This is a genomic window from Corynebacterium macclintockiae, assembly GCF_027570165.1.
Taxonomy (GTDB): domain Bacteria; phylum Actinomycetota; class Actinomycetes; order Mycobacteriales; family Mycobacteriaceae; genus Corynebacterium; species Corynebacterium macclintockiae.
Genome location: NZ_JAKMUV010000001.1, coordinates 34,144 through 47,224, shown reverse-complemented (window position 1 = coordinate 47,224; position 13,081 = coordinate 34,144). Strand labels below are relative to the sequence as shown.

General features: G+C 62.6%; 9 protein-coding genes and 1 pseudogene. 1 reads left to right on the top strand and 9 read right to left on the bottom strand.

Annotated features, from left to right (window positions below):
* Window positions 1-24: 24 nt before the first annotated feature.
* Complete coding sequence (locus tag L8U58_RS00195) at window positions 25-888, bottom strand: hypothetical protein (protein ID WP_237743926.1); 864 nt, start codon at window positions 886-888, stop codon at window positions 25-27.
* A gap of 87 nt (window positions 889-975) precedes the next feature.
* Between L8U58_RS00195 and L8U58_RS00190 the strand changes: the two are divergent.
* A pseudogene (locus L8U58_RS00190) lies at window positions 976-1,128 on the top strand (NAD(P)(+) transhydrogenase (Re/Si-specific) subunit beta); the annotation flags it as partial.
* A gap of 192 nt (window positions 1,129-1,320) precedes the next feature.
* Here L8U58_RS00190 and L8U58_RS00185 read toward each other — a convergent pair.
* From L8U58_RS00185 to kdpF, 8 genes are all read right to left on the bottom strand, one after another.
* The gene (locus L8U58_RS00185; protein ID WP_034979101.1) at window positions 1,321-1,914 is read right to left on the bottom strand and encodes a Type 1 glutamine amidotransferase-like domain-containing protein; all 594 of its coding nucleotides are present in this window, start codon (window positions 1,912-1,914) and stop codon (window positions 1,321-1,323) included.
* A 97-nt stretch (window positions 1,915-2,011) separates the two neighbouring features.
* On the bottom strand, window positions 2,012-4,591 hold the full coding sequence (locus tag L8U58_RS00180) for an esterase-like activity of phytase family protein (protein WP_269954416.1): 2,580 nt from the start codon (window positions 4,589-4,591) through the stop codon (window positions 2,012-2,014).
* Window positions 4,592-4,740: 149 nt separating this feature from the next.
* Window positions 4,741-5,433 (bottom strand): response regulator, encoded by a 693-nt coding sequence (locus L8U58_RS00175; protein ID WP_034970781.1) that lies wholly within the window; start codon window positions 5,431-5,433, stop codon window positions 4,741-4,743.
* Entirely contained in the window at window positions 5,430-8,144 is a 2,715-nt protein-coding gene (locus L8U58_RS00170; RefSeq protein WP_269954415.1) for a sensor histidine kinase, read from the bottom strand. Before L8U58_RS00170 ends, L8U58_RS00175 begins: the two co-directional genes overlap by 4 nt.
* Window positions 8,145-8,296: 152 nt before the next feature.
* Window positions 8,297-8,890, bottom strand: coding sequence for a K(+)-transporting ATPase subunit C (gene kdpC, locus L8U58_RS00165; RefSeq protein WP_269954414.1), 594 nt, complete (start codon window positions 8,888-8,890; stop codon window positions 8,297-8,299).
* 52 nt (window positions 8,891-8,942) lie between these two features.
* Window positions 8,943-11,159: a potassium-transporting ATPase subunit KdpB gene (kdpB, locus tag L8U58_RS00160; RefSeq protein WP_269954413.1), complete on the bottom strand. Its 2,217-nt coding sequence runs from the start codon at window positions 11,157-11,159 to the stop codon at window positions 8,943-8,945.
* Window positions 11,156-12,808, bottom strand: coding sequence for a potassium-transporting ATPase subunit KdpA (gene kdpA / locus L8U58_RS00155; RefSeq protein ID WP_070551659.1), 1,653 nt, complete (start codon window positions 12,806-12,808; stop codon window positions 11,156-11,158). Before kdpA ends, kdpB begins: the two co-directional genes overlap by 4 nt.
* Entirely contained in the window at window positions 12,805-12,897 is a 93-nt protein-coding gene (gene kdpF, locus L8U58_RS00150; protein ID WP_034964313.1) for a K(+)-transporting ATPase subunit F, read from the bottom strand. The genes kdpA and kdpF overlap by 4 nt, the downstream gene beginning before the upstream one ends.
* Window positions 12,898-13,081: the final 184 nt, after the last annotated feature.

The window sequence follows — 13,081 nt, the reverse complement described above, 5'->3', positions numbered from 1 at the left end:
GGTCACCGATCCTTTAATCCTGCTTTAAGCTCGCGTACCGGAATCGCCGCGGGATGTCACCGGCGCGCCGTCAGCATTGCGCTGAACAGGGAAGTTCTCCGGCGGGAAGAGGGATACGCCATCCTTGGCGGTGAGCACATCCCAGTGGTTATCGTGCACCCAGAACGTCAGCGGAGAGACGTTCACCGGGTGCTGGCGCAGCTCGTGGCGGGTCTGGGTCATCTGCTGCATAATGTTGTCCGCCGGCTGGTTCGGCACCACAGGGTGAACCAGAACCGTGCTGCCACCGGGCATGGAGACCACGTGTCCGTGGCCATGGTCAGGAATCTTGGTGATCTGCAGGAAGAGATCGAACGTGATGGCGAGCGTCGCCCCGAAAGGGAAGTCGGACTTAACCTGGAAGAAGACATCGCCAGCGCTTGCAATCTTCAACGTTTCGAGGGACTTATGCTCTGTGGCTCCGAAAGCGACTGCCCAAAAGGTGTAGTTGGTGGCGGGCTGGTCTGTGCCGGGGAAGTTCGCGTCGCCAAGAACTGGCTGATCAAGGCTGAAGCCCTCCGGCAGATCAGCGTCGGAGAGTGGCTTGAAACCGGAATCTACGGTGGCGAGGAAGCGGTAGACGCCCGGCAGAATCTCCTTTGCGTATGAGTAGTTGCTGGCGTCTTGCGGGGCAGGGGAGATGATGCCGTACACCAGCTCGCCATTCGGGGCGGTTAAGGTCGCGTTACCGTCGCTGTCGTGCTGAAATTTCAAGTGGCCGTGCTGAGCTCCTGGCTGCTGCGCTGTTGGCTGCTGACCAGTAGCTTCCTGCGCTGCTGGCTGCTGAGCGGCTGATTCTTGTGGTGGGGTGGTGTTGTTCTTGTTCTTCTTGCCAAATAGTCCGAACATGGCAGTGAGACTACGCAAGTTTTTAAAGCCTCGCATGGCTTTATTTCGGTAACTCTGAATGGCTTTAATTGGCGCCGTCTCCACAGAGCCGAGGCCAAGGTGCCTTATGGCATTGTCCTTGAACTCGACGAGGTCGAAGACGGCTTCGGGAACATCGACGTGGTGCTGGTCATCGGCGCGAACGACACCGTCAACCCAATCGCTGAAGAGCCGGGTTCCGCCTGGGGCCTGCCAGAGCTCTGCCCGGGGAAGGGGGAATGTCCCAAATTCCACGTCTTAGAATATAACTATTCTGTTTCTGCAGGTCAGCGCGTTGCCAAAATTAGCTGCACACCCGCTACTTTCAATAACTCGAAGATTTGGGACATTCGCCTGGAATAGCAGGCGGGATTCGCCCGGACAACAGGCGGGATCCGCTTGGAAGCTGTGGCGCTAAATCAGCATTGAACCGCGGCTACTGACATGCAGCGCTTGCCCATCGCGGAGCAGTACCAGTTTCCAATCCTTGCCGTACTTTTCCACTGTTTGGCTGATGACCTCGATGGGGTACGGGCCAGTCGTGCCCTGGGCGTGGGGGACAATGACAAACTCCGTGAGATTGAGGCCCGAGCAATCCGTGAGCTGCGGAGCCACAGTCGGGTCGTCCATCACAGACGCCGGTTCGACGGAGGGGCCAGCAATAATTGCGCCTGCCGAACTCCCCGCATAGGGCTTTCCGCTCCGAACAGCGTCAACCAGCAATTCGTCAGCCCCAGTGGACTTCAATCCGTAGAGCAGGCGGAAAGATTCGCCTCCGGCCACGTAGATGCAGTCCGCAGCGTCCAGTTCATTGCGGAAAGCAGCAGGGCTTGTCTCAGCTACCGTGATGGGAACCACCGCGTCGGCGACGTCCTTGATGGCATTGAGCTCTTCCTGTGCGAACGGAGCCTGCCTCATTGTGGAAGCCGCATCGTCGATGTAAAGAACTCGGCCAGACAGGTAGTCGCTGATGTTTGGGTGCAGGTATGAAGCGAGAAGTAGGTCCATGGATTTCAGCCTAGATCCTCACGCTTCGCAGCGATAGGGCTGCACTAGGGCTGCACTGAGAGCCCCGGCCTGCCCAGTTGGCACCGCTGCCCGCCTGCTACTTCACCTTGCCCAGGCGTAGGAAGACGGTCTCGCCAGTGGCATCCTCCAGCGCGTCGTTATCCGTCACCGCGTACATCTGGCCATCCGCCGCGATGGTGAAGCCCTCCAGCTTCTCCTGTGTCCAGCCATTGGTGGCGCGCAGCTTCGGCAGCACGTCCACGGCCAGCTCCTTCTTCACCATCGGCAGCGTGCCACCATTCGCGCCCTGAGCCTCGCCCGCACCCGCGCCCTGGCCAGCACCCTGACCAAGACCCTCGCCGCCCTCCGGCAGGGTCACCTTCATCACGCGCTTGACCTTCGCATCCGGGCCGTTCAGCTTGTCGCGCTCGATCACCAACAGGTGCTTATCGTCCAGCGCCGTGATCTCCGACAGGCCCATCCAGTCGCCCTTGCCAGTGGGCTTCTCCAGCTCGTAGCCGAACCACTGCCACTGCTTGGTCTTCGTGTTGTACTTGCCGATGCGCGTGGTGTTCTCACCTTCCTGCGCCTCGAGCTTCTTTGCCTCCGGGTCCTTCCACAGCGGTCGTTGCACGGCGACGTATAGCTGTTCCACGCCGTGGGCGTCCTTTGTGGAAGTGACGCCCTCTAGCCCCCACTTGCCGATGTGCTCAGCAACGTCGGCAGGTAGTTCGACCGTAGAGGTGATGTTGAGGTCCTTATCGGTGTGGAACAGGCGGTTATCCTTGCCCTTCTTGCCCTCGGAAGCAATCCAGAAGCCACCGTCGGCGGCTACGGAAATGCCCTCGATATCCAGGCCCTCGGCCGGGGCACCGTCGCGCTTCACGGCGCGGCGTTCGGTAATCACGGCAGGCTGCTTGGAGGCGTCGATGGTGTACACCCAGCCGTTCGCGTACGCGGAGTCAGAGGCCGCGTACAGGCGGTTGGCGTCCTTCGGATCGGCAGTAAGGGAACCCAGCGCGCCCCAGCCGATCGGTGCCTCGCCCTCGTCGGCGGAAACAATGGAGGGCTGAGAGTCCTTGCCACCCAGGCGGTATAGCGTCACCGCGCTGCGCACGGCGCTGTCTGGCTCGTCGACCTCGCTGGATACGGCGAGCATGTTCCGCTCCGGGATCGGCAGGATGCCCTCCGGGCCGTTGGTGGTGAAGAGCATCTGCACGAACTGCGGGTTCGCCGGATCGTTGACGTTGTACACGGCCACGAAGTTGGAGCGCTCGGAGCCGACGAACGCGTAGTTGGTGCCGTTCATCGTGGCGGTAGCAATGCCCTCGATCTCCACGCCCTTCTTCTTGGCGCGCTTGTTGTTGTGCAGGCCGTGGCGGATGGCCAGGTTCTCCACGGAGTTGCCGGCATCCCAGGTGACCTTGCCGCTCGTGTCGAAGACGGTCCAGCCGCGGGTGCCGCCCTTCCAGTCGCCCTCGTTGGCGGTGGCTAGGTGGTTGTCGTCGATCCACGCGATGGCGTCCGGCTCGCGCGGGGTAGCAGGCAGGGTGTCGGTGGGGTTGATGAGCTTGTCGGACTGGGTGTCCACCCCCTTGACCTCAGCGCTGCCTGCGCTAAAGACGTTGGTGATGCGGTTGGTCTGCAGGTCGATGATGGCCACGCCGTTGTTTTCCTGCAGAGTGACGGCCAGCTGGTTCTTGCCGTTGATGCTGACGTACTCCGGCTCCAGATCCTCCGGGGTGTCCAGTCCGGCCTTCTGAACCACGTCCAGCAGCTTGCCGTTGTCGCCCTCAAAGCGGATCGGGGTGGCCTTCCAGTCCTTCGGCTCACCTGACAGGTCGATGGTCTGAACAAAACCGGTGGGTAGCTGCGGCAGGTTGCCGTCGTTGTGCTCCTCGTTGCGCTGGTTCTCCATGGCGATGGCAGCCTTTGGCTTGCCCGGCGCGCCAGCGGGGGAGATGGCGATGGAGTCCGGCTGGCCCTTTAGATCAATGGAAGAAACGCGGGTGTGGTCGGAGATCCGCACGATGTCCACGCGGCCCTTCGGGTTGGCGAAGTCCCCGCCTGTTTCGTCGATAACCACCAGCAGGTAGTCGCCGTACACGGCCACGGAGGTCGGCTCGTCCTTGGCGTGCCCCTGCGCCTTTAGATCCAGGGTGCCCAGACCCTTCGGAGCGTTCGGGTCGCTGATGTCGATAAAGCCAATGCGCTGCGCCAGGGCGTCGGTGTGGATCAGCGTCTTGCCATCCTTAGAAACGGTGGAGATTTCTGCCACCGTCTCCGCGGACTTGTCCGCGCCCTCCGGGCGGTTTTCATACACCGGGTAGGTCGCGGTGCGCTCAAATGTGGACTGCGCGCCCGGGGTCTCTGGGGTGCCTGGCTTCGAGGAGCCTGCCAGCGAAGAGCTTGCCAGGGAAGAGCCCAAGGAACCGGTCAGCGACGACCCAGCCAGCGAAGACCCAGCCGAAGAACCGAAGCTGGAGGATCCCAGGGTGGATCCGACCGCGGTCTCGGAGCCAACGGTCGCGTTCGCTGCGGGTACCGCGGCGAAGGGAATCACCGCCAGGGCAAGGGAAATACCTGCAACATTGCGCTGGGAGCGCCGAACAAGCTGCGCGCGCTGAGAGCGCTGGGAGCGCCGGGAGACCGAGTTTTTGAAGTTGTTGAGCTGCATGAAGAGCCGCGCCTCTCTATGTGCGAATTATGAATAAAACCAGACACATATTTCCACCTCTTTTTTGCGCCAGGTTTAAGGCAACATGGCCACCAGGTGAACTCATTCGCGGTATTGGTTGACCCTTCGCCGGCGCCGGCGGTACCCCGTCACAGCACCAGGCGATAGCCAATGCCCGTCTCGGTCGTGAAGTACTGCGGGTTACTCGGATCGACCTCCAGCTTCGACCTCAACTGAGAGATATAGACCCGCAGGTAGTTCGTCTCCTTCTTGTAGGCCTGCCCCCACACCGCCTGCAGCAACTCGACCTTCGTCACCAGCGTTCCCCGGTGGCGGATCATGTGTTCGGCAATGCCCCATTCGCGCGGGGTCAGGTGCACGTCCTGCCCGTCGACGGTCACCCGCTGGTTCGGCAGATCAAACACCACGCGCCCGTCAGAGGTCTCCACCACGGGCTCCTCCGGAATCGGCGCGCCGGGCGCCCTTCGCAGCGCCGCGCGCAGCCGGGCCAGCAGCTCGCCGACAGAAAATGGCTTGGTCACGTAGTCGTCCGCGCCCTCATCCAGTGCGTTGATCTTGCCCGACTCGTCGTGACGTGCGGAAACCACCAGCACTGGAATATCCGTCCAATTCCGCAGCGCGCGCAGCACTTCCAGGCCACTCAGATCGGGCAGCCCCAGATCCAGCAGCACCGCCTGCGGGTGCCACTTCGAGGCCACCTGAATCGCCTTCGTCGCCGTCGTCGCCACCTGCACGTCGTAGCCGCGTGCCCGCAGAGTCACCAGCACCGCGTTAGCCAGCGCCACGTCGTCTTCGACCATCAAAATCTTTTCGCCACTCATGGCGCTTCTCCTTGTACTTTCTTCTGGACGCCACGCTCTTCACCGTCTTCCAGTTCCCCCGTTGCCGTTGGCAGGGAAAGAACCAGGGTGGCGCCTCCACCTGGGGTGTTGCGGGCTTCGAGGGTTCCGTTCATGGCTTCGGCAAAGCCGTGGGCGACAGCCAAACCCAACCCCAGCCCGTTCTGGTTGGCCGACTGATCGCCGAGGCGCTGGAAGGGGGTGAACACGTCCGCTAGGTGCTCCGAGGGGAAGCCCGGACCGTGGTCGACAATTGCAAGCTCCACGGCGCCTGCTTCTGTGCCAGCCTGATCGTCGGCACCCGCCAGATCGTCGGCGCCCGCTGCAACCTGCTGAGCGTGCAGCTCGATCCGGGAATTCGGCGCGTACGTGCGGGCATTAATCACAATGTTCGCGATGATGCGTTGCACTAGACCGGCATCGCCTAACACGGGCGGAACGGTGGCGTCAATAAAAGAATCGACGTGATGTGTAGCCTCGGGCAGCTCCGCCAAAACAGCTTCGACCACGGTGCTGTAGTGCACCTTGGCGCGGTGTACGGCGACGGTGTTGGAATTCACGCGGCTCATGTCCAGCAGGTTGCCGATGACGGTCTCCAGCCGATCGGTGCTGGACTCGATGGTTTCCATCAGCAGCGAGCGGGATTCCTCATCCAACTCCATGTCGTCCATGTTCAGAGCACTAACCGCGGCCTTGATACCAGCCAGGGGAGTGCGCAGGTCGTGGGATACGGCGGTGAGCAGCGCGGTGCCCACGCGGTTGCCGGCCTCCAGGGCGGCCGTCGCCCGGCGCATCGCATCGATCTCCTCGCGGTCGTAAATCGCGGTGATGCGAGCTCCGTGAGCTTCGATCATCGCATCCTCGGAAGGGGACAGATCCCGCCCGTCGAGGACGAAACGCATGCCATCACCAGCGCCGACATGCGACGGCGCCTTCTTGCTGGGCCAGGGCACTCCGATGCCACCTGGATCGGTGGTTTCCATCGTGACCCACTTTTTGCGTTCCTTCGAATACTGCTGCAGGTCCACCCGCTCCAGGCTGAAGGTTTCCCGCAGGCGCTCCAGCAGACTGCGGATGTCGTCGCCCTCGTCCAGCGCACCGCGCGCGAGGTCAGACAGCACAACGGCCTGACCGAGGCGCCGGTTTGCGATGGCACGGCGCCTTTCTGCAATATCCACAACCACCGCCACCGCGGCAGAAATAACAAAGAACAGGGCAATCTGCACCAGGTTCGCCGGCTCGGTCACCGTGAGGGTGTGATAGGGGTGCGTAAAGAACCAGTTGGCCAAAACCGAGCCGATGATCACCGCCACAATAGCCGGGCCGAAGCCACCGGCCAGGGCGGCGAAAACCGCGATCGTCAAATACCCCAGAAGAATGGAACCCAGGGCACCGTCTTCGCTGAAAAACGGCAGCACGAGGAGCGTCAAGAGGATCGGCCCTGGCACTGCCAGCAACCAGCCGATCCAGCGGCGCGCGGGGCTGAGTTGCTTCGAGGTATCCAGCCCCGACCTGCGATCCCGCGTGAGCCCCATGAACTGGGATGCCTTCCGCAGCACCCTCTGGGACATCCCCGTGGAACCGTTGTCCGAAGATGCACTGGACGTAGAGACGATGTGCACGTCGATTCGTCCGGAACCGTCGATGATCTTGTGGGCAGTGGAGCTGAACAGTCGGCTCATGCGCGTGCCCAGGCCGATCACTAACTGCGAGGCGTTGACGGTCCGCGCGAACTCCAGCAGGGTATTGGCGATGTCGTCGCCTTCGATCACGCGCCACTGGCCGTCTAGGGATTCGGTGAGTTCCTGCAGGCGCCGTAGCCGCTGGGGGAGATCAACCCCCAGCGCTTCGTCGGCGCCGGAGACATACACCACGAGCATCTCACGCCCGGCCACGCGCTGGGTGATGCGAGCCCCGCGGCGGATCAGCGCCTCGGATACCTCATCGCCGCGTACGGCCACCACCACGCGCTCGCGGGTCGGCCAGTTCTCCTCAATCTTCTTGTCTTCGCGGTATTTCGCCAGACCCTCGTCGACCTTGTCGGCCAGCCACAACAGACTCAACTCGCGCAAAGCCGTGAGGTTGCCAACCCGGAAGTAGTTATTCAGCGCGGTTTCGGCCTGCTGCTGGCGGTAGACCTCTCCGCGGGCCAGGCGGATGCGCAGCGCGTCGGGGGAAAGGTCCACCAGCTCGATCTCGTCGGCGTCCCGAAGAACCTGGTCCGGCACCGTCTCTAGCTGGCGCGTACCGGTGACGGCCGAGACCACGTCGTTGAGGGATTCCAGGTGTTGGATGTTCATCGTGGAGATGACGTCGATACCGGCATCAAGCAGCGCGTACACGTCGTGCCAGCGCTTGGCGGCCTCGGCCGGGCGGCTGCTATCCGCGTTGTGCTCGCCCACCACGGTGTGCGCCAACTCGTCGACCAGGATGATCTCCGGGTGCGCCTCGAGCGCCGCCTCCAGGTCCAGCTCCTCGTAGTGGCCGCCGCGGTGGGGAACCGACTTGCGCGGGAGGATCGGCAGCCCCTCGGTGAGCTTCCGGGTGCGCTCGCGGCCGTGATCCTCCACGATGCCGATCAGCACGTCCCGCCCGCGGTCGTACAGGTCGTGCGCTTCGCTAAGCATGGCACACGTCTTGCCCACGCCAGGGGCGAAGCCGAGGTACACCTTCAGCGTGCCACGCTTAGTCATTGTTGTTGTTACTCCTGTTGTTTATCTTGCGCTGAAATTTTTGGACGCCACGCGTCCGGGCGCTAGTGCCTGTTTTACACCTTGAGGCCGACCGCGCCTGGGTTTTGCGGGCACGTGTCCGCGCCCGCTACAGCCTCGCTACAGCTCGCCCGTTACAGCTCACTCAGCGCCTTGTTCAGCTTCACCACGTTCACCGGCGCACCGTCGGCACTACCGGTGTAGTTACTCTCGGTGGCCTCCGATACCAGCTGCTCCACTTTCTGCTGGTCCAGGTTGCGCTCCTTCGCCACACGCGGAGCCTGCAGCTTCGCATACGCGGTGGAGATGTGCGGATCCAGGCCGGAACCGGAGGACGTCACGGCGTCCACCGGAACCTCGTCGGGGGAGACCCCCTCGCGCTTGGCAACCTCATCGCGCTTGGAGGCGATGGCCTCCTGATACTCCTTGCTGTAGGGGGACAGGTTGGTGGCGGAGGACGACATGGCGTCGTAACCTGCATCCCCAGCAGCAGAAGGGCGAGGGTAGAAGAAGCCCGGCTTCGTGACTTCCTGGGCGATCAGGGAGGAACCGGCGGGCTGGCCCTCAGCGTTGGTGATCATAGATCCGTCCGCCTTGGCGGGCATGATTCGTCCCACGCCGACCATGAACGCAGGGTAGATGATGCCCAGGATCAACGTCAGCAGGAAGAAGATGCGCACCGTGGTGGAGGCCAGACGCAAGCCGTTGTTAGATGTTGCGCGTGCCATTGTTCTCTGTGTTTCCTTTCAAAGCGGGCCGGCGGTTGCCAGCCCAAGAGGTTTAGAGCCCGAAGACTCCGGAGATAATCAGGTCGATGATCTTGATGCCGATGAACGGTACGATCACGCCGCCCAAACCGAAGATGGTCAGGTTGCGCGACAGCAGCGAGGCCGCCGAACCCGCGCGGTACTTCACACCCTTCAGAGCCAGCGGGATCAGCGCGATAATGACCAGCGCGTTGAAGATCACGGCGGACAGAATCGCGGACTCGGGGGAGTGCAGGCGCATGATGTTCAGCGCGGACAGGCCCGGGAAGGCGACCACGAACATCGCGGGGATGATGGCGAAGTATTTCGCAATATCGTTGGCGATGCTGAAGGTAGTCAGCGCACCGCGGGTGATCAGCAGCTGCTTACCGATGGCCACAACGTCGATGAGCTTGGTCGGGTCGGAATCCAGATCCACCATGTTGCCGGCCTCCTTGGCCGCGGTGGTGCCGGTGTTCATCGCCACGCCCACGTCGGCCTGGGCCAGGGCGGGAGCATCGTTGGTACCGTCGCCAGTCATGGCCACGAGACGGCCCTTGGCCTGTTCCTTGCGGATCAGCTCCAGTTTCTGCTCCGGGGTTGCCTCCGCGAGGACGTCGTCCACGCCCGCCTCGGCAGCGATGGCCTTCGCGGTCAGGGCGTTATCGCCGGTGACCATGACGGTGCGGATGCCCATCTTGCGTAGCTGCTCGAAGCGCTCTGTCATGCCCGGTTTGACTACGTCTTTGAGGTGGATGACGCCCAACACTCGGCCGGTGACGTCTTCACCCTGGGAGTCCAGGGCGATTTCTGCCACGACCAGTGCGGTGCCACCGCTGTTGGAGATGTCGTTGACGACGTCGGTGATGGACGGCGGGACGTCTCCGCCGAGGTTCGTCACGAGCTTCGCAACTTCGGAGGCTGCGCCCTTGACGATCTTGCGGTGCGCGGCCTGGTGGCCTGTGGACCACTCCGTGTGCTCTCCGGCGCCGGCGGGCAGCTGGATGCCACTCATACGGGTCTGCGCGGTGAAGGGGATGAACTCTGCGTCGCGGAAGGTCTCTTCCGGGATGGCCAGGCCGGACTGCTTCTCGGCGAGCTGCACAATGGAGCGGCCCTCCGGGGTCTCGTCGGCCAGGGAAGATAGCTGGCAGGCGTAGATGAGTTCTTCCTGGTTGATGCCCTCCATGGCTACGAACTCGCTGGCCTGGCGGTCACCGATGGTGATGGTGCCCGTCTTGTCCAGCAGCAGGGTGGCTACGTCACCCGCGGCCTCGACGGCGCGGCCGGACATGGCCAGGACGTTGTGCTGCACCAGGCGGTCCATGCCCGCGATGCCGATGGCGGACAGAAGCGCGCCGATGGTGGTGGGGATCAAACAGACAAGCAGAGCGACCAGCACCACGGGGGACTGCTCGGCACCGTTGAACGCAGCCATCGGGGCAAGAGCCAACACCACGATCATGAAGATGATCGTCAGCACGATCAGCAGGGTGCCCAGGGCCAACTCGTTCGGGGTCTTTTTGCGCTCCGCGCCCTCGACCAGGCCGATCATGCGGTCCATAAAGGACTCGCCCGGCTTGCTGGTCACGCGGATAGCAATCGCATCAGAGAGCACGCGGGTACCACCCGTGACGGCGGAGCGGTCACCGCCAGATTCGCGGATGACGGGTGCGGATTCGCCGGTGACGGCGGACTCGTCCACGCTGGCGGCGCCCATGATGACGTCACCGTCGGCGGGGATCACGTTACCGGCGCTGACCAGCACGATATCGCCCGGCAGCAGGGACTCGCTGGAGACTTCCTCGGTGACCTCCTGCATGCCCGCGCCGGAGTTTTCCAGCGCCGGTGCCAGGTGGGGATCGTTCACGTCGGAACCGGTGAACTTCAGGGCGTTCGACTGGGTGCGGGTGGCACGCAGGGCGTCCGCCTGCGCCTTACCGCGACCCTCGGCCACAGATTCGGCCAGGGTGGCGAACAGAACGGTCAGCCACAGCCATACCGTGATGGACCAGGTGAACAGGGAAGGATGCGCGATCGCCAAAACAAAGGTGAATAGCGCGCCGACCTCCACCAGGAACATCACTGGCGTTTTGTACAGCAGGCGCGGATCCATCTTCTTTAGCGCCAGCGGCAGAGCCTGCTTCAACTGGGCTGCGGAAAAAGCGCCCTCGCTTTTCTTCTTGTCGTGCGTGGCCGGAGCCGTCGCACGCTTCGCTTCAGTGCGCGAAGGAGCATTTAGGGTTGTCATGACAGAGCCTCCGTCAACGGGCCGAGGACCAGGGTGGGCAGGAAGGTCAGCGCGCCAACGATAATGGCGATACCGACCATCACTCCCACGAACTGCGGGCGGTGGGTGGGTAGAGTACCGGCGTTTTCGGCAGCCGGCTTTTGCTTAGCGAAGTCTCCGGCCAGTGCCAGCGCGAAGACGATCGGCAGGAAGCGGCCCAGCAACATGCACAGACCCAGGGTGATGTTGAACCACGGGGTATCTGCACCGAAGCCGGCGAACGCGGAACCATTGTTGTTGGAGGCCGAGGTGTAGGCGTAGACAATGTCGCTGAAGCCGTGCGGACCGGCTGCGGATACCGAGTCGCGGGTATCGGGCAGCATGGCGGAAATACCCACACCGGCCAGCACCAGCGTCGGCATGACCAGGATGTACAGGCTGACCTTCGTGATTTCGGAAACGCCGATGCGCTTGCCGAGGTACTCCGGGGTACGGCCGACCATCAGGCCCGCGACGAACACGCTGAGCAGGGCGATCATGAGCATGCCGTACAGGCCAGTGCCCACGCCACCAGGGGAGATCTCGCCCAGCATCATGTCCAGGATCAGCATGCCGCCAGCCAGCGGGTGGTAACTGGAGTGGAAGGAGTCCACCGCGCCCGTCGACGTCATTGTCGTGGTGACGGCGAAGAAGGAGGAAGGCAGCACGCCCAGGCGGTACTCCTTACCTTCCATGCCACCGCCCTGGAAGGTAGCCAGGGAGGTTTCGCTGGACATCACGACTGCCAGGGAAGCGAAGTACAGCACGGCCATGGCGGCCAGAACTGCCCAACCCTGACGGGTGTCGTTCACCATCTTGCCGAAGGTACGGGTCAGGCTAACCGGGATCACCAGGATGAGGAAGATCTCCAGCATGTTGGTCCATGCGTTCGGGTTCTCAAACGGGTGGGCGGAGTTGGCGTTGAAGTAGCCACCGCCGTTGGTGCCCAGCTCCTTGATGACTTCCTGCGAGGCCACTGCACCGCCCGGAATGGTTTGCTGGCCACCCGTGATTGTCTCCACAGTGGTCGGAGCGTGGAAGTTCTGGATCGCACCCTGGGAAATCAGCAGGATCGCACCGATGATTGCCATCGGCAGCAGGATGCGGAAGACCGCGCGGGTCAGGTCGACCCAGAAGTTGCCGATTTGGCCGTTGCCCATACGGTTAGCCAGGCCACGGATCAGCGCGATGGCCACGGTGATGCCCACCGCGGCGGACACGAAGTTCTGCACTGCCAGGCCCGCCATCTGGGTGAGGATGGTCATGGCCGTCTCACCGGAGTAGGACTGCCAGTTGGTGTTAGTCGTGAAGGATACGGCGGTGTTCCACGCCTGGTCCCAGTGCACGGGCTCCTTGCCGTGGTTCAGGGGCAGCGCCTGCTGCACGCGCTGCAGCAGGTAAACGAACACGACACTGATGGCGGAAAACGCCAGCAGGCTTGCGCAGTAGCGAGTCCACTTTTGCTGGCCGTCGGGGTTTACGCCGATCAGGCGATAGAAGCCACGTTCGAAGGCATTGTGCTTCTTGGATGTGAACGTGGCGGCCATGTAGTTGCCCAGCGGCACGTAGAAGGCCGCGAGGGCAATGATGACCATGATGACAGGGATCCACCCTGTGATGGCCCCGCTCATGAGAACTTCTCCGGGTTCAACAGGGCAACCAACAGGTAGATGATGGCCAGGATCCCCAGGATCCCACCGACGATCAGTTCCCAGCTCATAGCTTGTCCACCGCCTTCAAGGCGGCACCCATTGCGCCGAACAGCGCGCAGGTTATTGCAACCATTAAAAAGTCATAAAGCATGTAGATATAACAACACCGGTGGTGCCCCGTGCTAATGACTCTTTACGGTTTCTTAACGCCCCTTTTTTACACCCTTTTTTGACGCCCCGACCTGCGCCGGT

What these genes read in the sequence shown, in the direction of transcription:
- L8U58_RS00170 (WP_269954415.1), bottom strand. Translation starts at nt 8,144, where the DNA reads ATGACTAAGCGTGGCACGCTGAAGGTGTACCTCGGCTTCGCCCCTGGC.
- L8U58_RS00180 (WP_269954416.1), bottom strand. Translation starts at nt 4,591, where the DNA reads ATGCAGCTCAACAACTTCAAAAACTCGGTCTCCCGGCGCTCCCAGCGC.
- L8U58_RS00175 (WP_034970781.1), bottom strand. Translation starts at nt 5,433, where the DNA reads ATGAGTGGCGAAAAGATTTTGATGGTCGAAGACGACGTGGCGCTGGCT.
- kdpA (WP_070551659.1), bottom strand. Translation starts at nt 12,808, where the DNA reads ATGAGCGGGGCCATCACAGGGTGGATCCCTGTCATCATGGTCATCATT.
- kdpB (WP_269954413.1), bottom strand. Translation starts at nt 11,159, where the DNA reads ATGACAACCCTAAATGCTCCTTCGCGCACTGAAGCGAAGCGTGCGACG.
- L8U58_RS00185 (WP_034979101.1), bottom strand. Translation starts at nt 1,914, where the DNA reads ATGGACCTACTTCTCGCTTCATACCTGCACCCAAACATCAGCGACTAC.
- kdpC (WP_269954414.1), bottom strand. Translation starts at nt 8,890, where the DNA reads ATGGCACGCGCAACATCTAACAACGGCTTGCGTCTGGCCTCCACCACG.
- kdpF (WP_034964313.1), bottom strand. Translation starts at nt 12,897, where the DNA reads ATGAGCTGGGAACTGATCGTCGGTGGGATCCTGGGGATCCTGGCCATC.
- L8U58_RS00195 (WP_237743926.1), bottom strand. Translation starts at nt 888, where the DNA reads ATGTTCGGACTATTTGGCAAGAAGAACAAGAACAACACCACCCCACCA.